The 15812-nt window shown below is 67.6% G+C and carries 15 protein-coding genes; 9 read left to right on the top strand and 6 right to left on the bottom strand.

Features of this window, described 5'->3' with window-relative positions; genetic code table 11:
- Positions 1-58: 58 nt before the first annotated feature.
- The 3 genes from nudC to NTCA1_RS16300 are packed head-to-tail and all read right to left on the bottom strand — an operon-like array spanning position 59 to position 3362.
- Positions 59-985 carry an NAD(+) diphosphatase gene (gene nudC / locus NTCA1_RS16310; RefSeq protein WP_236549381.1) on the bottom strand — a complete coding sequence of 309 codons (927 nt, stop codon included), beginning with the start codon at positions 983-985 and terminating at the stop codon, positions 59-61.
- Complete coding sequence (locus NTCA1_RS16305; protein WP_133084882.1) at positions 982-2298, bottom strand: serine hydrolase; 1317 nt, start codon at positions 2296-2298, stop codon at positions 982-984. Before NTCA1_RS16305 ends, nudC begins: the two co-directional genes overlap by 4 nt.
- A gap of 5 nt (positions 2299-2303) precedes the next feature.
- Positions 2304-3362, bottom strand: coding sequence for an A/G-specific adenine glycosylase (locus NTCA1_RS16300; RefSeq protein WP_086493028.1), 1059 nt, complete (start codon positions 3360-3362; stop codon positions 2304-2306).
- 29 nt (positions 3363-3391) lie between these two features.
- Between NTCA1_RS16300 and NTCA1_RS16295 the strand changes: the two genes are divergently transcribed.
- The 6 genes from NTCA1_RS16295 (at position 3392) to NTCA1_RS16270 (ending at position 9737) form a co-directional block, all read left to right on the top strand.
- Positions 3392-3979, top strand: a complete 588-nt coding sequence (locus NTCA1_RS16295) for a DUF721 domain-containing protein (protein ID WP_133084820.1) — start codon at positions 3392-3394, stop codon at positions 3977-3979.
- Complete coding sequence (locus NTCA1_RS16290; protein WP_133084821.1) at positions 3979-4734, top strand: thioredoxin domain-containing protein; 756 nt, start codon at positions 3979-3981, stop codon at positions 4732-4734. Before NTCA1_RS16295 ends, NTCA1_RS16290 begins: the two co-directional genes overlap by 1 nt.
- 119 nt (positions 4735-4853) lie before the next feature.
- On the top strand, positions 4854-5621 hold the full coding sequence (locus tag NTCA1_RS16285; protein ID WP_086493025.1) for a thioredoxin domain-containing protein: 768 nt from the start codon (positions 4854-4856) through the stop codon (positions 5619-5621).
- A 33-nt stretch (positions 5622-5654) separates the two neighbouring features.
- Complete coding sequence (gene smc, locus NTCA1_RS16280; protein WP_133084822.1) at positions 5655-9092, top strand: chromosome segregation protein SMC; 3438 nt, start codon at positions 5655-5657, stop codon at positions 9090-9092.
- A gap of 131 nt (positions 9093-9223) precedes the next feature.
- Positions 9224-9496, top strand: a complete 273-nt coding sequence (locus NTCA1_RS16275) for a BrnT family toxin (RefSeq protein WP_133084823.1) — start codon at positions 9224-9226, stop codon at positions 9494-9496.
- Positions 9456-9737: a BrnA antitoxin family protein gene (locus NTCA1_RS16270; RefSeq protein WP_201282518.1), complete on the top strand. Its 282-nt coding sequence runs from the start codon at positions 9456-9458 to the stop codon at positions 9735-9737. The genes NTCA1_RS16275 and NTCA1_RS16270 overlap by 41 nt, the downstream gene beginning before the upstream one ends.
- 3 nt (positions 9738-9740) lie before the next feature.
- Here NTCA1_RS16270 and soxR read toward each other — a convergent pair whose 3' ends face one another.
- The gene (gene soxR, locus NTCA1_RS16265; RefSeq protein WP_086493021.1) at positions 9741-10181 is read right to left on the bottom strand and encodes a redox-sensitive transcriptional activator SoxR; all 441 of its coding nucleotides are present in this window, start codon (positions 10179-10181) and stop codon (positions 9741-9743) included.
- Positions 10182-10438: 257 nt separating this feature from the next.
- Here soxR and NTCA1_RS16260 point away from each other — a divergent pair, with 257 nt between their 5' ends.
- Entirely contained in the window at positions 10439-10810 is a 372-nt protein-coding gene (locus tag NTCA1_RS16260) for a VOC family protein (RefSeq protein ID WP_133084824.1), read from the top strand.
- Between the two features lie 81 nt (positions 10811-10891).
- Here NTCA1_RS16260 and ubiA read toward each other — a convergent pair whose 3' ends face one another.
- Positions 10892-11806 (bottom strand): 4-hydroxybenzoate octaprenyltransferase, encoded by a 915-nt coding sequence (gene ubiA / locus NTCA1_RS16255; RefSeq protein WP_201282517.1) that lies wholly within the window; start codon positions 11804-11806, stop codon positions 10892-10894.
- 159 nt (positions 11807-11965) lie between these two features.
- On the opposite strand from ubiA, the gene NTCA1_RS16250 reads away from it, so the two are divergent.
- The gene (locus NTCA1_RS16250) at positions 11966-12709 is read left to right on the top strand and encodes a 16S rRNA (uracil(1498)-N(3))-methyltransferase (RefSeq protein ID WP_133084826.1); all 744 of its coding nucleotides are present in this window, start codon (positions 11966-11968) and stop codon (positions 12707-12709) included.
- A gap of 134 nt (positions 12710-12843) precedes the next feature.
- The gene (locus NTCA1_RS16245) at positions 12844-14217 is read left to right on the top strand and encodes a glutamate--cysteine ligase (protein ID WP_133084827.1); all 1374 of its coding nucleotides are present in this window, start codon (positions 12844-12846) and stop codon (positions 14215-14217) included.
- Positions 14218-14412: 195 nt separating this feature from the next.
- Here NTCA1_RS16245 and NTCA1_RS16240 read toward each other — a convergent pair whose 3' ends face one another.
- Complete coding sequence (locus tag NTCA1_RS16240) at positions 14413-15765, bottom strand: isoprenylcysteine carboxylmethyltransferase family protein (protein ID WP_086493018.1); 1353 nt, start codon at positions 15763-15765, stop codon at positions 14413-14415.
- Between the last annotated feature and the right edge of the window lie 47 nt (positions 15766-15812).

The following is a 15812-nucleotide window of genomic DNA, read 5'->3' as shown; positions in this document are numbered from 1 at the left end:
CCCGAAGCAGAGCGCCCTGACGCGACCTTGCGCCTGAAGACCTGACAGCGGTCCCGGATCAAGTCCGGGACGACGTGGAATCCACCCACCAGCGCATCAGCACATGGGCGATGGCATGGGCGGGCGGCGCGCCGAAGGCCTTGCCGCTTTCGCCCCGGCCAATGGCTTCGAGGGCATCGATCACCTCGTCGCGGGTGAACCAGCGCACGTCCTCAAGCTCGGTCTCGTCGATGGTGATCGCGTCGTCGTCCGCCAGGGCATGGCAGCCGATCATCAGCGAGGAAGGGAACGGCCAGGGCTGGCTCGCCACGTAAGTCACGTCGCGCACCCGCAGCCCCGCTTCCTCGTGGATCTCGCGCGCGACCGCTTCTTCCACCGATTCGCCCGGCTCCACGAAACCCGCCAGCGTCGAATAGCGCCCCTCCGGGAAACGTGGCTGGCGGCCCAGCAGGGCGCGGCCCTCGTGCTCGACGAGCATGATCGTCACCGGATCGACGCGCGGAAAGTGTTCGGCGCCGCAGTCGATATTGGTGCAGCTCCGCTGCCAGCCGCCCTTGGCAAGCGCGGTGGGATGGCCGCAGACCGCGCAGTGGCGGTGGCGCGAATGCCAACTGACCAGCGAGCGCGCGCCGCCATAGGCCGCAAGCTCGCCGGGATCGAGCACGGCCATGGCATGCCAGTTGACCGGAGAGGCATGGGGACCGCCTGGCGGCGTCGCCGGCGGCACTTCCGCGAAACAGGGCACGGTGCCGTCGAGGCCGAGGAAGATCATCTCGCTGCCCGGCTCGGCTGCGGCAAGGGTTTCCCAGACGAGCGCGCCGTCATCCGTCAGCACGGCGTCCAGCCCGTCCAGCCGCAGCAGCCGCGCCTCGCTGCTTTGCAGGGCGAGCAGGGCGGCAGGATCGTTGCGGATATGGTCGGCGCGGTCGAGGTGCGATCCGGCAAAGGCGATGGGAAGCAGTTTGGGGCGGGCGGTCTTGGTCAAGTCTGCTTCTCCAACAGGGCCATGATGTCGGCCTTCAGCGCGGTCTGGAATTGAGGGATCAGGTCGAAGGCACTGGGCGGCATGAACTGCGCGAAAAGCTGGGATCGCAGGCCCCGGATCATGTCCACCATGCCCACCGTGCCCGCCGCGCCGGACCAGCCGAAGATGCCGTTTTCCGCGCCCCTCCCCACGCGCCCGCCCGCACCGAAGCCGCTGCCGGGGGGCAGCATGGCGGCCAGCGCGACTCCCGGCGGCAACAGGTCGGCGGTCCCGGTAACAACGGCGCTCTCGGCCAGTACGCGTCTGCCGTCGATCGTGCCGCGCTGCGCCAGCAGGCGCAGGAAACGGTCGTAATCGCGCGGGCTGCTGACGAGGCCCGATCCGCCGAAGGGAAAGGCGGGCCTGTCCAGGAACACCGAAGTGCCCGGCTCGTCGATCGGCACCAGCACCTCCCCGAAGGCGCCGTAATTGGTGACGAGGCGGTGGCCCTGGGCGGCGGGCACCTGGAAGAACGTGCTGGTCATCCCCGCAGGTTCGAACAGCACCTCGCGCAGATAGGCATCGAAGGGACGGCCGGTGACCACTTCGATCACCCGCCCCATCAGGTCGAGGCCCAGCGAATAGCTCCAGTGCGTGGCCGGATCGCGGACCAGCGGCACTTCGGCCAGCCTGTCGGCAAAGAGCGCAAGGCTGGGCGCGGGCGGGCCGTCGGTAAGGCCGGGCACCTTGAGGCGGCTGATCTGCCCGGCGGCAAGCCCTTTCGCCTGCATCAGCGCGCGGATCGGGCCGCTCTGCACGATCGTATAGCCCAGCCCCGAAGTATGGGTGAGCAAGTGCCGCATGGTGATCGCATGGGGTGCCGGATGGAGCGCAGTGAGCGAACCGTCATAGCGGTCCTGCACCTGCATCGCCGCGAACTTGGGCAGCACCTCGCGAACCGGCTGGTCGAGGGCGATCAGGCCCTTCGCGATCAGGTCCATGGCCACAATGCCGGTGACGGGCTTGGTCATCGAATAGATGCGGAACAGGCTGTCCGGCGAGACCGGCGTGCCATCGGTGAACCCCTGCGCCCCAAGCGAGACGAACTCGGCCTCCTGCCCCGGCAGGCCCAGCGAGGCCACCATGCCGGGAAAGACACCGGGCTTGTCGGCCGTTCCCGTCCAGCGCTCCAGCAGCGCCCGCACGCGCGGCATGGTTTCGACCTGCCCGGCCGCGAGGGCCAGGCGCGGCAGGAGCGCGGCGCCGATGCCCGCAACCCCGGCCATGCGCAGCAGCATGCGGCGATCGAGCGAGGCCGCCAGCCGCTCCCGCATGTCCGTCATGCCGGCTCCGCCAGCGCGAGGGCTGCCGCCTTGGCGAAGAGCGTGGGCAGCCCGGCCTCGTCCAGCCGGTCGATCGGCCACCATTCGCCCTCGCCCGGCAGATCGACCGAAGGATCGCCGCGGAATTCGCCGAGATGGACGGAAAGCCCCAATTCCAGCGCGAAGTGCGTGAAGACATGGCCGACCCGCCCGGCGCTGTCCCAGCGCCCCGCGACCGGCGGCTCCCCGTGACCGTCGGCGCGCGCCGACCAGCCGTCGTCCGGCAGCGCGCGCATGCCGCCGAGCAGCCCCTTGCCCGCCCGGCGCACCAGCCAGACGCGTTCGTCACGCTCGATCCAGAAGGCGCGGCCCTTGCGCGTGGGCCGGGCCTTCTTCGGCGCCTTAACTGGAAACCGCTCCGGCTCGCCCAGGGCGCGCGCCGCGCAATCGGCGGCGATCGGGCAGAGCAGGCAGCGGGGGGCACGCGTGGTGCAGACGGTCGCGCCCATGTCCATCAGCGCCTGCGCGAAATCTCCGGCGCGGTACTCCGGCGTGATCGTGTCGGTAAGCGCGCGGATGGCGGGGCGCGAACCCGGCAGCGCCTCTTCCAGCGCGAAGAGGCGCGTCACCACGCGTTCGACATTGGCATCCACCACCACCGCGCGGCGGCCGAAGGCGATGGCGGCCACGGCAGCGGCAGTATAGGCCCCCAGCCCCGGCAGGGCGCGCAGGCCTTCCTCGCTATCGGGAAAGGTGCCGCCCCGCGCCGCCACTTCGCGCGCGCAGGCCAGCAGGTTGCGGGCGCGTGCATAGTAGCCGAGCCCGGCCCAGGCGGCCATGACGTCCTCGTCCGAGGCGGCGGCAAGGTCGCTCACGGTGGGCCAGCGGCCGGTGAATTTCGCGAAATAGTCCTTAACCGCCGCAACCGTGGTCTGCTGCAGCATCACCTCGGAAAGCCAGACGCGGTAGGGATCGGGCGCCGGCATGCCCGGAGCGGCGCGCCAGGGCAACGTACGGGCATGGACGTCGTACCAGTCCAGAACCTTGCGGAAGATCGTATCACGGCTGGCATCCATCAGCGCCCTATGGCATTGGAGCGGCCACAATGGAACGGCATCCCGGCAAAGGAACGGAAAAGGCGGCGAAGTCCGCGAAAGGCGCGTCGAAAGCGGCCGCGGCGCCCAAGCGCTTCGAGCGCGCGCGCGGCGGGCAGGCGCGCCAGATTTCCGACCTCATGCCCGAAGTGGGCCGCACCGCCTTCCGCCGCTTCGGCTTCGTGCAATCGAGCGTGGTGACGCGCTGGCCCGAGATCGTCGGCCTGCGCCATGCCCGCGTCTGCGCGCCCGAATCGATCCGCTTCCCGCCCGGCGAGAAGTGCGACGGCATTCTCCAGCTGGTGGTGCTGGCCGCCCATGCGCCGATGATCCAGCATGTCGTGCCCGAGATCATGGAGCGGGTGAACCGCTTCTTCGGCTACAAGGCGGTGGCCAAAGTGAAGATCCGGCAAGGCGAGGTTAAGGCGCCGCCTGCCACCCGCCCGAAGGCGGCCCCGCCCTCGCTCAAACCCGTACCCTTCGAACTGGGCGAATCGCTGCGCGACATCGGCGACCCCGAGCTTCGCGCGGTACTGGAATCCCTGGCCCGAAGCCTCGGCGCCCAGGAGGATCAAAAGCAAAACCAGGAAAAGCAGTGATGAAGTCCACCTTGCGCCTCGCCGCTCTCGCTACCCTCGCCCTGCTTGCCGCTCCTGTCCAGGCCGCTACCAAGCCTGCCGCGAAGCCCGCCCACAAGCCGCTGGCGCCCGCTTCGAACCCGGCCTCCAACTGGGCGAACCAGATCGTCGTCACAGCCGACGGCAGCCACATGTTCGGCAATCCCAAGGCCGATATGCAGCTGACCGAATTCGTCAGCTACACCTGCCCGCACTGCGCCCACTTCACCCGCGAGGCCGACCCGGCCCTGCGCCTGACCCTGGTGCCCAAGGGCCAGATCGCGGTGACGGTGACCACGCTACTGCGCAACCCGATCGACCTCACCATCTCGATGCTGACCACCTGCGGCGATCCCAAGCGCTTCTTCCAGCGCCACAACGCCTTCCTCACCGGGCAGGATTCCTGGATGGGCAAGCTGGAGAAGATGAGCGAGGAACAGCAGAAGCGCTGGTATCAGGGCGCCCTGCCCGAACGCATGAAGGCCATCGCCAGCGATTTCGACTTCTATTCGCGCGTTGCCGCCTGGGGCATGACCCGCACCCAGGCCGATGCCTGCTTCGCCAACGAGGCCGTGTTCGACACGATCAAGCAGCAGCAGGCCACCGTCGCCAAGAACGGCGTGAACTCCACGCCCAGCTTCATCCTCAACGGCAAGCTGCTCGACGCCCACGACTGGGCCGGGCTCTCCAAGGAGATCACCGCCCAGATGGCCGCCAAGCACAAGGGCGCGATCTGAAAGTTAGTTTGCGCAAAACGGGCGTGTTTCTGTGGGAAAGCGCCCCCTGCTCCTGCCCCCGGCGCTGTTATCCGCGCCGCCGTTCCGCTAGTTTCCCCGCCTTCTCACAAGGATTCGCCATGCTCCGCAAGACCGCCCTGCGCACACTCGCCCTCGGAATGATCGCCGCGCCGCTCGCGCTCGGCCTCGCCTCCTGCGGCAAGAAGGAAGCCGGATCGACCGAAGCGCCCAAGTCGGAACAGGCCCTGCCCAAGGTCGCGCCGCCCGCTGGCAAGTCCTGGGCCGAAATGGTGACGAAGACGCCTGAGGGCGGCTACCGCATCGGCAACCCCGACGCACCGATCAAGCTGGTGGAATATGGCGCCCTGTCGTGCTCGCACTGCGCCGAATTCGCGCATGAAAGCTACGAAAAGCTGCGTGACGATTACGTCGCCAGCGGGCGCGTCAGCTACGAACTGCGCTACTTCATGCTCAATGCCTTCGACATCCCGGCCTCGCTGCTGGCCACTTGCGGATCGACCGAGGCCGTCCTGCCGCTCAGCGAGCAGTTCTGGGCCTGGCAGCCCAACATGTTCCAGAATCTCCAGTCCGCCGGTGACGCGCGGATGAAGCAGATCCAGGACCTGCCCAAGGATCAGCAGATGCTGGCCATCGCCGAAGTCGGCGGCATGACCGAATTCTTCGCTTCGCGCGGGATTTCGCGCGATCAGGCCAAGGTCTGCCTGGGCGACGCTGCCAAGGCCAAGGCCTTTGCCGACCAGACGCAGAAGGCGACGAGCGAACTCAACATCAACGGCACGCCCACTTTCATCATCAACGGCACCACTGTCGGCTCGATGGGCTGGAAGGAACTCGAGCCCAAGCTGCAGGAAGCCGGCGCGCGCTGATCCGCGCCGCCGTCATGAATTGAACCAGACAAGATGCGCATAAAACGGCTCAAGCTCACCGGTTTCAAGAGTTTCGTAGAGCCTGCGGAATTGCGCATCGAACCGGGGCTGACCGGCGTGGTCGGCCCCAACGGCTGCGGCAAGTCCAACCTGCTCGAAGCGATCCGCTGGGTCATGGGCGAAAGCTCGGCCAAGTCGATGCGCGGCGGCGGCATGGAGGACGTGATCTTCGCGGGCACCGCCACGCGTCCGCCCCGCGCCTTTGCCGAAGTCGTGCTCCAGGCCGATGCCGCCCCCGACGCGCGCGGCGTGCGCGAGGAACTGGAAGTGGTCCGCCGCATCGAGCGCGGCGCGGGCAGTGCCTACCGGATCAACGGCAGCGACGTGCGCGCCAAGGACGTCTCGCTGGTCTTTGCCGATGCCGCCACCGGCGCGCACAGCCCGGCGCTCGTCAGCCAGGGCCGCATCGCCGCGGTCATCGCCGCCAAGCCCGCCGAACGCCGCGCCATGCTGGAAGAGGCGGCGGGCATTGCCGGTCTTCACGTCCGCCGCAAGGATGCCGAGCAGAAGCTGCGCGCCACCGAAGCCAACCTCTCGCGCCTCGAAGACCTCATGGCCGGGCTGGACAAGCAGGTCGCTGGCCTGCGCCGCCAGGCCAAGGCCGCCGAACGCTACAAGGCGCTGTCGGACGATATCCGCCTTGCCGAGGCGCGGCTGGTCTTCGCCCGCTGGCGCGACGCCGCCCAGGCTGCCGAAGCCGCGAAAAAGGAAGCGCAAGGGGCCGAAACCCGCGTCAGCGAGGCGCAGGACGCCGCGAAGCTGGCGCAGGACGCCCAGGCCAAGGCTGCCGAGGCGCTGGTGGAGGCCCGCGACGAACTCGCCGACCGGCGCGACGATGCCAGCGCCCAGGGCCACCGCATGGCCACGCTCACCAGCCAGCTGGAAGCGGCCGAACAGCGGCTGAAGGACCTCGAACGCCAGAAGGCCCGGCTGGACGAGGATCGCGGCGATGCCGACCGCATGACCCGCGACGCCGCCGAGGCCCTCGCCCGGCTGGAACGCGATCTGGCGGAAGGGGCGAAGCAGCTCGAACAGGACGAGGCCCAGCGCCCGCGCCTTGCCAATGCCCTCGAAGGCGCCGAGCGCGCTGCCCGCAGCGCCGAACTCGATCTGGCGCAGGCCACTGCCGCGCAGGCCGGGGTCGAGGCCGAATGGCGCATTGCCGAAGCCGAACTGGCGCAGGCGAAGGGCCGTCTCGACCGGCTCGCCGCCGAAGCCGCCCGGCTCGAAGCCCAGGTCCAGGCGCTGGAGGCTGCGGGCGATCTCGAAAAGGCCGTCACCGAGGCGCGCGCCCGCGCCGAGGAAGCCAGTGCCGCCCTCGCCGCCGCGCGCGAGGGACTGGACGCGCAGCAGGCCCGCAAGGCCGAGCTTCAGGGCGAGCGCGATGCCGCCGCCTCGGCGCTCGCCGCCGCCCGCGCCGACCTGACCGGCATCGAACGCGAACATTCCGCCCTCACCAGGGACCGCGAGGCTCGCGCCAAGGGCGCGAAAGCCGCGCACGGGCTTCCCGTCGCCATCGACGCGGTGCGCGCCGCGCCGGGATACGAACGCGCGCTCGCCGCCGTGCTCGGCCGCGATGCCAAGGCGCCGCTGGGCGAAGTCGACAAGGCGGACGGCCGGTTCTGGACCGGCGCGCAGGCCCCGGCGGCGGTGGAGGACAGCCTGGCCGCCCATGTCACCCAGTGTCCGGCGGAACTCGCGGCGCGCCTTGCCCTCGTTCATGTGGTCGAGGAAGACGATGGCCGCGAACTCGGCAAGGGCGAGTGGCTGGTTACCCTTGCAGGCGCCCTGCGCCGTTGGGACGGCTTCGTCGCGCGCGGCGAAGGCGCCGCCGAAGCGGCGCGGCTCGAAGCGGAAAACCGCTTTGCCGATCTCGAAACCCAGCTTCCGCCGCTTCGCGAAGCACTCGCCGCCACCGAAGCGCGGCAGGGCGCGGTGCAGCAGGAACTCTCCGCCCATGCCGCCGCCGTGGTCGCCGCCGAGCGCACCATTGCCGAGGCCGCCAATGCCGAACGCGCCGCCCTGCGCGCCGCCGATCAGGCCGAGGACGCCCGCCAGCGCCAGCAGTCGCGCCGCGCCGAACTGGACCGCGCCCAGGGCGATCTGGCCGAGCAGCGCCAGGCCGCCGAACGCGACATCGCCCTGGCCGAAGGCAAGCGCTCCGCCCTGCCCGATCCCGAAAGGGGCCGCGCCGGGCTGGAAGCCGCGCGCGAAAAGAACGACGCCGCCCGCGCCACGCTGCAGATATCCACCGCGACCCTCGCCTCGCACGACCAGGCCCTGGCCGTCGCCCGCGAACGCACGGGATCCCAGCGCGGCGATATCCGCAACTGGCAGTCGCGCGCCGGAGACGCCGCCAACCGCCTCGCACAGATGGCCGGACGGCTTGAGGAGATCGAGACCGAGCGCGCCGTGATCGCCGCCAAGCCCGCCTCGCTGATGGAACAGATCGAGCAGGGCGAAGCGGTGCGCAATCGCATTTCCGAGGAACTGGGCAAGGCGGAAGCCGCCGTCGCTTTCGTCACCGACGCCGCCCGCAGGGCCGATGCCGCGCTCGCCGCCGCGCAGGAAATGCTGGCCAGCGCCCGCGAGAACCGCGCCGGCGCCGCTGCCCGTGCCGAAAACGAGGACGGCCGCCGGGTCGAGATGACCCGCATCTCGGGCGAGCGCTTCCAGTGCCCGCCGCCTGTCTTGCCCGAACGCTTCGCTTTCGCCCCGGCCGATGTCGGCGCCGCGCCGGACGAGATGGCGGCCATGGAGCGGCTCATGGCCGACCGCGAGCGGATCGGCCCGGTCAACCTCGTCGCCGCCACCGAACTGGCCGAAGCCGAAGCCCAGCTTGGCACCAGCATTACCGAGAAGGCCGAGCTGGCCGAAGCGGTGAACCGCCTGCGCGGCTCGATCGGCAATCTCAACCGCGAAGGCCGCGAACGCCTGCGCGCCGCTTTCGAAGCCGTGGACGGGCACTTCCGCCGCCTCTTCACCCGCCTGTTCCAGGGCGGACAGGCCCACCTCGCGCTCGTCGATTCGGACGATCCGCTGGAAGCCGGGCTGGAGATCTTCGCCCAGCCTCCGGGCAAGCGCCTCCAGTCGCTCACACTGCTTTCGGGCGGCGAGCAGGCCCTTACCGCGGTCGCCCTGATCTTCGCCCTGTTCCTGACCAATCCCGCGCCGATCTGCGTGCTGGACGAAGTCGACGCACCGCTCGACGATGCCAATATCGAGCGTTTCTGCGACCTGCTCGAAGCGATGACGCAGGAAACCGACACACGCTACCTGATCGTCACCCACAATGCCGTGACGATGAGCCGCATGCACCGCCTGTTCGGCGTGACCATGGTGGAAAAGGGCGTCTCGCGGCTGGTCAGCGTCGATCTGGTCGGCGCGGAGGAACTGCTGGCGGCGGAATGAGATTGACTTTTTTGTAGTTACATTTAATGTCGATTTCACTTTTGACGAACGGCGCCTGCAAACTCTTAACTCGCCAGTGACGCCTTTATGCGGCGAAACCCCTTCTCGGATGAGGGAAGGGTCCGGCAGGCATGGACATCAGTTTCGATGAAGCGAAGCGCCTGCTCACCCTTCAGCATCGGGGCCTCGATTTTGCAGAAGCAGGAAAGATTTTCGACGGCACCGAGTTCACCTGGCAAGACGACCGCCAGGACTATGGCGAAACAAGGTTCAATACCTTCGGATCTCTCGATGGCCGCCTGGTCGCCATCACCTGGACAATTCGGGATGATACACGCCGCATCATCTCCATGAGAAAAGCCAATGATCGAGAACAAGCCCGCTATCGACGAGAACTGGGTTGACCCCGATGATGCGCCGGAATGGACGGAAGAGCATTTCCGGTTCGCCCGAAAAACGGTCGGCGGGCAGGTTGTTCGCGAGACAGAGGGAACCTGGACGCGTCCCGGCCGCCCGCCTTCGCAAAACCCCAAGAAGCAGGTGACGCTGCGCCTCGATCCCGAAGTCGTCGAGGGATTTCGCGCGACCGGCAAGGGCTGGCAATCGCGGATCAATGCCGAACTGCGCAAGGCGCTCGGTATCTGATCGCTACTTGAGCACGAAGCGCGGCCCCGGCCCTTGCGCGGCGGCTTCGTCCGCATAGTTGTAGAGGCGGCATTTCGCCAGGCTCAGGCAGCCGCAGCCGATGCATTCGTCCAGCTTGCGGCGCGTCAGTTCCAGCAGCGCGATCTTTGCGTCGATTGCCTCGCGCATCGAAACGCTGATGCGCTCCCAGTCCTCCAACGTCGGCGTGCGCCCTTGCGGCAGGGCGGAAAGCTCGCGCTCGATCTCCGCAAGGCCCAGCCCCAGTTTCTGCGCGATCAGCACGAAGCTGACCCGGCGAATGTCGGAACGCAGGAAGCGGCGCTGGTTGCCGCTGGATCGCAGCGAGGTGAGCAGGCCCTTTTCCTCGTAAAAACGGATCGCCGAAACCGCCACGCCGGTACGCCGCGCCAGATAGCCTATGGATATGAAGCGATCCTGGATCACGGATTTCTCTGGATGCCTCCTAGATGCGGTTTGAAAATCCGCCGCTGGCGGATTTTGCGGCACCGGCCCACGCCCCCACCCACCACCCGCAGGATACTACCGTTGGGTGGTGGGTGGGGGCGTGGGCTGGTGCCGCTCAAAATGCCCACCCGGGCATTTTCAAACGGGCTCACCACTTTGTGCTTGACCTCAAGTTAACTTGAGGTTGCATCAATGCCAAGCCGGCGAAGACCGGTAATAAGCAGGAGATACCAAAAATGGCCCAGGGCCGCCTCGAACACGCCAATATCACGGTCAGCGACATCGACCGGAGTTCAACGCTTCTGCAGGATCTGCTCGGCTGGCACGAGCGCTGGCGCGGGCCCGCCATCAATGGCGGCGAGACCATCCATGTGGGCGGCGATTTCAGCTATATCGCCGTCTATACCGACCGGAAGCCGCACGATCGCTTCCCGAAAGGATCGCCGCTCAATCATGTCGGGCTGGTGGTGAGCGATCTCGACGCCGCCGAACGGGTCGTGATCGATGCCGGGCTGCAACCCTTCAACCACGCGGACTACGCGCCGGGGCGGCGGTTTTACTTCTTCGACTGGGACGGGATAGAATTCGAGCTGGTCAGCTACGATTGAGATTTGCTTGAAAAATGCCTGAAGGGCATTTTTGAGGCGGCACCGCTTGCGGCGGATTTTCAAACAAGCTCCAGGCCGGGATCAGAGGATCCCGGCATTACCGACGACCCAGCAGGCCAGGGCCATCACCAGCCCGAGGTCGCGGTTGGAGCGGAAGCGGGCGAGGGCATTCTCTCCATCCTCGGTATCAAGCGTGACGACCTGGAAGCCCAGGTGCAGCGCCACGGGCAGCAGGCCCACCAGCGCCACCCAGTCATGGCGCAGGGTCCAGAAGCCCAGCGCCCAGAAGGCCAGGGCCAGGGCGTAGAACCCGGCGACGCCGCCGCGCACATGGCTGCCGAGCCGCAGCGCGGACGAACGGATGCCGACCACGGCGTCATCCTCCCGGTCCTGCAATGCGTAGATCGTGTCGTAGCCGATGCACCAGAAGATCGAGCCAGCATAGAGCGCGGCCATGACGGCGAGCTGGTCTCCGCGAATCTCCACCCAGCCGACCAGCGCGCCCCAGGTGAAGACCATGCCCAGCCAGGCCTGCGGCCACCAGGTGATCCGCTTCATGAAGGGATAGGCGGCGACCAGCGCGACGCTGCCTAGCGCCGTGAGCTGTGCCTGCCAGCGCAGTTGCAGAAGGACCACGAAGCCGATCGCGCAAAGTGCCAGCAGCCAGATCCAGGCCGCTTTGGGACTCACTTGCCCGCTGGCGACAGGGCGCGATGCCGTGCGCGCGACCTTGCGGTCTAGGTCGGCATCGACGATGTCGTTCAGCACGCAGCCCGCACCGCGCATGGCGATCGACCCCAGCAGCAGCCAGAGGATAAGGCCCCAGCGCGATTCCCCGCCCGCCAGCAGCACGCCCCAGACGCAGGGCCAGAACAGCAGCCACCAGCCGATCGGGCGGTCGAAGCGGGCCAGCATGGCGTAAGGGCGCAGACCGGACGGCAGCAGCGAGACGAGGCCGCGATGTTCGGTGTCCGGGACGAGAAGAGAGTCGCTCACGACCGGACGAGTACTCCAACATGGCAGGGCTGTCATGAAATAACGTGATTTGTACACATGTGTACGCTGGCGCCGCCGCCCCGGTTGCGCCGCCGCCCGGTTCGCGCGAGAAGCATGCTTTCCATCCAGATGCCGGATTTCAGGAGTTTCGACAGTATCATGGCCGCCACCCCCGCCTGGCCCCCGCGCAGCGCGCCGCGCCTCTTCGTCGCCGGTCCCCTGGTCCAGGACGCCCAGGTGACCATCGAGGGCGGGCAGGCGCACTACTTGTCCAAGGTCATGCGAGTCGCGCCGGGTGACGCGGTGATCCTCTGCGATGACGAGACCGGCGAATGGGCGGGCGAAGTGAACTCGGCGGGCAAGCGCGATGTCGTGCTCACCTTGCGCGAACGGCTGCGCGCGCGCGAGGCGGTGCCGGATTTCTGGCTCTGCGCCGCGCTGCTCAAGAAGCCGAACTTCGATCTCGTGCTGGAAAAGGCCACCGAATTGGGCGTGGCCATGATCCAGCCGCTGATCACCCGCCGCTGCGTGGCCGACAAGCTCAATGCCGAGCGCGCAGCCACCATCGTTACCGAAGCCGCCGAGCAATGCGCGCGCACCGCCCTGCCGCAAGTGGCCGCGCCGGTGAAGCTGGAAACGCTCCTGCGCGACTGGCCCGAAAGCCGCGCGCTGTTCTTCGCGGACGAGACCGGCGGTGAAACCGCCGCCGCGCAGTTCGCCGCGCATTCAGGCCCGGCAGCGCTGCTGGTGGGGCCGGAGGGCGGGTTCGACGAAGAGGAACGCGCCCTGATCCGGGCGCATCCCATGGCGCGCGCGATCACGCTGGGCCCGCGTATCCTGCGCGGGGAGACCGCGAGCATCGGCGCCACGGCGCTGTGGATGGCGGTTTCCGGCGATTGGTGAGGGTGTGAAGCCCTGTGGCACCCACCCCCAATATCATGCCGGAAACGCCCGAAAACCGTGCCTCTCGCGCAAAAGAAACCGAGCGGTACAAAAAGTTCTAGCATCGCGCTCTCAGGCATTCTACCTCCGCGCCCATGAGCACCCGTGAGGTTTCGGATCGCGAAGATCCGGTGATCGAAAGCCTGGATCAACTCGCCGCGCCGATGGCTGCGGGCGAAAAGCCGCGCGAGGCGTGGCGCATAGGCACCGAGCACGAGAAATTCGTCTACGACACCGCCGATCACCATGCCCCGTCCTATGACGAGCAAGGCGGCATCCGCGATCTGCTGAATGCGCTGACCCAGTTCGGCTGGCAGCCGATCATCGAGGGCGACAACGTCATCGCCCTGAAGGGCAGCGACGGCAACGTCAGCCTGGAGCCGGCGGGCCAGCTTGAACTTTCCGGCGCGCCGCTGGAAAACCTGCACCAGACCTGCGCCGAAACCGGCCGTCACCTCGCGCAAGTGAAGACCATCGGCGACCACATCGGCAAGGCCTACCTCGGCCTCGGCATGTGGCCCGACAAGACCCGCGCCGACCTGCCGATCATGCCCAAGGGCCGCTACGACATAATGCTGCGGCACATGCCGCGCGTGGGCACCATGGGCCTCGACATGATGCTGCGGACCTGCACCATCCAGGTCAACCTCGACTATTCGAGCGAGGCGGACATGGTGAAGAAGTTCCGCACCTCGCTGGCGCTGCAACCGCTGGCGACCGCGCTCTTCGCGAACTCGCCCTTCACCGAGGGCAAGCCCAACGGCTACCTCTCGTACCGCAGCCACATCTGGTCGGACACCGATCCGGCGCGCACCGGCATGCTGCCCTTCGTGTTCGAGGACGGCTTCGGCTACGAGCGCTATGTCGACTACATGCTCGACGTGCCGATGTACTTCGTGTTCCGCGACGGCAAGTACATCGATGCCGCCGGCCTGTCCTTCCGCGACTTCCTGAAGGGTGAGCTTTCGGTGCTCCCCGGCGAGAAGCCGCGCCTGTCGGACTGGCAGGACCACCTTTCCACCGCCTTCCCCGAAGTGCGTCTGAAGTCCTTCCTCGAAATGCGCGGTGCCGATGGCGGTCCGTGGGGCCGCATCTGCGCCCTGCCCGCGTTCTGGGTGGGCCTGCTCTACGACCAGACCGCGCTCGACGCCGCATGGGATCTGGTCAAGGACTGGGACATGGAAGGCCGCGAACTGCTGCGCAATTCCGTGCCCAAGCTGGCGCTGGACGCTCCGCTTCCGGGCGGCGGCACGCTGCGCGATATCGCGGGTGAAGTGCTGAACATCTCGCGTTCGGGCCTGGCCGCACGCGCCCGCCTCAACGCGGGCGGCGACAACGAGACCGGCTATCTGGAACCGCTGGCCGAGATCGTCGCCACCGGCAAGGTCCCGGCCCAGCGCCTGCTCGATCTCTACAATGGCGAGTGGGGCGGGGATCTTTCGAAGATCTACGCGCTGAAGAGCTTCTGAACAGGGGAGGCCTCATTCCCTCCGGTGAGGCCCTCATTCCCATTCCCGCTCAGGCTGAGCTTGTCGAAGCCCCCTGAGGCGAGGCGCTGTGGCTCACATCCTTCGACAAGCTCAGGATGAGCGGGGAGTGGCGAACTCACGTTGAGCAGTGGGGCAAGCTCAGGTCCAGCACTGGAGGCGGGTGGATAAGGCCCCCTATTCCGCCGCCTGCGCCTCTCGCACACCCGGCCGCAGCCTATCGCCCAGCTTCGTCAGCGCCCGCGTGATCGGCGCATTTTCCGCCATCCAGGCGTGGTAGGCGCGGTACTTCGCATCCTCTGCCAGCAGGTGCGCTTCCTCGGTCCGCGCGCGCCAGTAGTAGATCGCGCTCACCACGCCGAGCAACACGGTATTGCGCACCATGTCGGTCAGGGCATGGCTGGATACGAGGAACGGCAGCGTGGAGCACCACCAGAACAGGTTCTTCGACAGGTAGGCCGGGTGCCGTGTGAAGCGGTAGGGGCCGTTCGTCAGCACGCCGCGATAGGTGAGGTTGGAAAAGCGCAGGCCGAAGGCGAAGGTCGCCCAGGCGTAGATCGCGGTCAACGCGACCAGCAGCGCCGCCCAGAGCCACAGCAGCATGGGGTGCCCCTGAAGCCAGAACGACCAGCCCGGCGTATTCACTTCATAGCCCAGCACGTCGGCGCGGCCCATCGTGCCCCAGACGAAGGGTGGATAGCACATCAGCGCCGCCACCCAGCCCGCCAGCAGCGGATTGCCGCTGCGGATATGAGCATCGAGCGGGCGGAAGGTGAAGATGTAGCCGACCGTGCCGATCTGCACGTCGATCAGGAACAGCAGCGCGATCACCGTCGAGGCCAGCGGCACCGGATCGTGGATCATGGCGCCGAAGTTCGCCTCCACCACTTGCGCGAAACCGCCCGGCAGGATCGAGATCATGAAGGCGCCGAAGAAGGCCTTGATGGTCCAGGCGCGGCCATGCTTCTTCACGGCTTCGACGTCCCACGCCTCGCGGCCGATCAACAGGGCGCCGAAGTGCCAGGCCTGGTCGCGCGGATCGATCAGTCGGCGGTCCAGCCAGAGCACATAAGGCACCGAAAGCACGAAGACCGGCAGGGCTGCCGCACCGATCACTTCCATGGCGAAGAGGTATTGCCCGTCCCAGTACCAGCGGCCGATGCAGTAGAATGCGCCAATCAGCGCCCAGGTGGCCCAGAGCCCCGCGAGCTTGGTGATCGAAAGGTCGAGGGATTCGGCGAAGGGGCGGCGCCGGTTCCAGTCGATGCCGGTCGAGGGGCGGCGGTGGACCTTGTCGACCAGCACGGACCAGAGCGCCATGGCCGTGCCGGTCACGAACAGGGTGGCGACGGCGGCATAAGGCCCGCTCATCGGGGCATGGGGTCCGGGAAGCGCGAAAGCCTGGGCTATGGCGGCCCAATTGCGGCAGATCGCCAGCCAGACCAGCAGCGCGGCGAGACCGCAGAGGCCGACGCCCGCCGAAACGTCGCTGGCGGGGCGGCTTTTCACGGGAATCGGGGCGCTGCTCATGCCGCTCCGACTAGCGAAAATTGGTTAAGAGGTGCGAAATGCCGGAA

Source organism: Novosphingobium sp. TCA1 (genome assembly GCF_009811895.1).
GTDB lineage: Bacteria > Pseudomonadota > Alphaproteobacteria > Sphingomonadales > Sphingomonadaceae > Novosphingobium > Novosphingobium panipatense_A.
The sequence above is the reverse complement of the archived record's forward strand: the minus strand, read 5'-3'. Positions and strand labels throughout refer to the sequence as shown.

What these genes read in the sequence shown, in the direction of transcription:
- NTCA1_RS16305 (WP_133084882.1), bottom strand. Translation starts at nt 2,298, where the DNA reads ATGCGGGAGCGGCTGGCGGCCTCGCTCGATCGCCGCATGCTGCTGCGC.
- NTCA1_RS16300 (WP_086493028.1), bottom strand. Translation starts at nt 3,362, where the DNA reads ATGGATGCCAGCCGTGATACGATCTTCCGCAAGGTTCTGGACTGGTAC.
- NTCA1_RS16295 (WP_133084820.1), top strand. Translation starts at nt 3,392, where the DNA reads ATGGAACGGCATCCCGGCAAAGGAACGGAAAAGGCGGCGAAGTCCGCG.
- NTCA1_RS16290 (WP_133084821.1), top strand. Translation starts at nt 3,979, where the DNA reads ATGAAGTCCACCTTGCGCCTCGCCGCTCTCGCTACCCTCGCCCTGCTT.
- NTCA1_RS16285 (WP_086493025.1), top strand. Translation starts at nt 4,854, where the DNA reads ATGCTCCGCAAGACCGCCCTGCGCACACTCGCCCTCGGAATGATCGCC.
- smc (WP_133084822.1), top strand. Translation starts at nt 5,655, where the DNA reads ATGCGCATAAAACGGCTCAAGCTCACCGGTTTCAAGAGTTTCGTAGAG.
- NTCA1_RS16275 (WP_133084823.1), top strand. Translation starts at nt 9,224, where the DNA reads ATGGACATCAGTTTCGATGAAGCGAAGCGCCTGCTCACCCTTCAGCAT.
- NTCA1_RS16270 (WP_201282518.1), top strand. Translation starts at nt 9,456, where the DNA reads ATGATCGAGAACAAGCCCGCTATCGACGAGAACTGGGTTGACCCCGAT.
- NTCA1_RS16260 (WP_133084824.1), top strand. Translation starts at nt 10,439, where the DNA reads ATGGCCCAGGGCCGCCTCGAACACGCCAATATCACGGTCAGCGACATC.
- NTCA1_RS16250 (WP_133084826.1), top strand. Translation starts at nt 11,966, where the DNA reads ATGGCCGCCACCCCCGCCTGGCCCCCGCGCAGCGCGCCGCGCCTCTTC.
- NTCA1_RS16245 (WP_133084827.1), top strand. Translation starts at nt 12,844, where the DNA reads ATGAGCACCCGTGAGGTTTCGGATCGCGAAGATCCGGTGATCGAAAGC.
- NTCA1_RS16240 (WP_086493018.1), bottom strand. Translation starts at nt 15,765, where the DNA reads ATGAGCAGCGCCCCGATTCCCGTGAAAAGCCGCCCCGCCAGCGACGTT.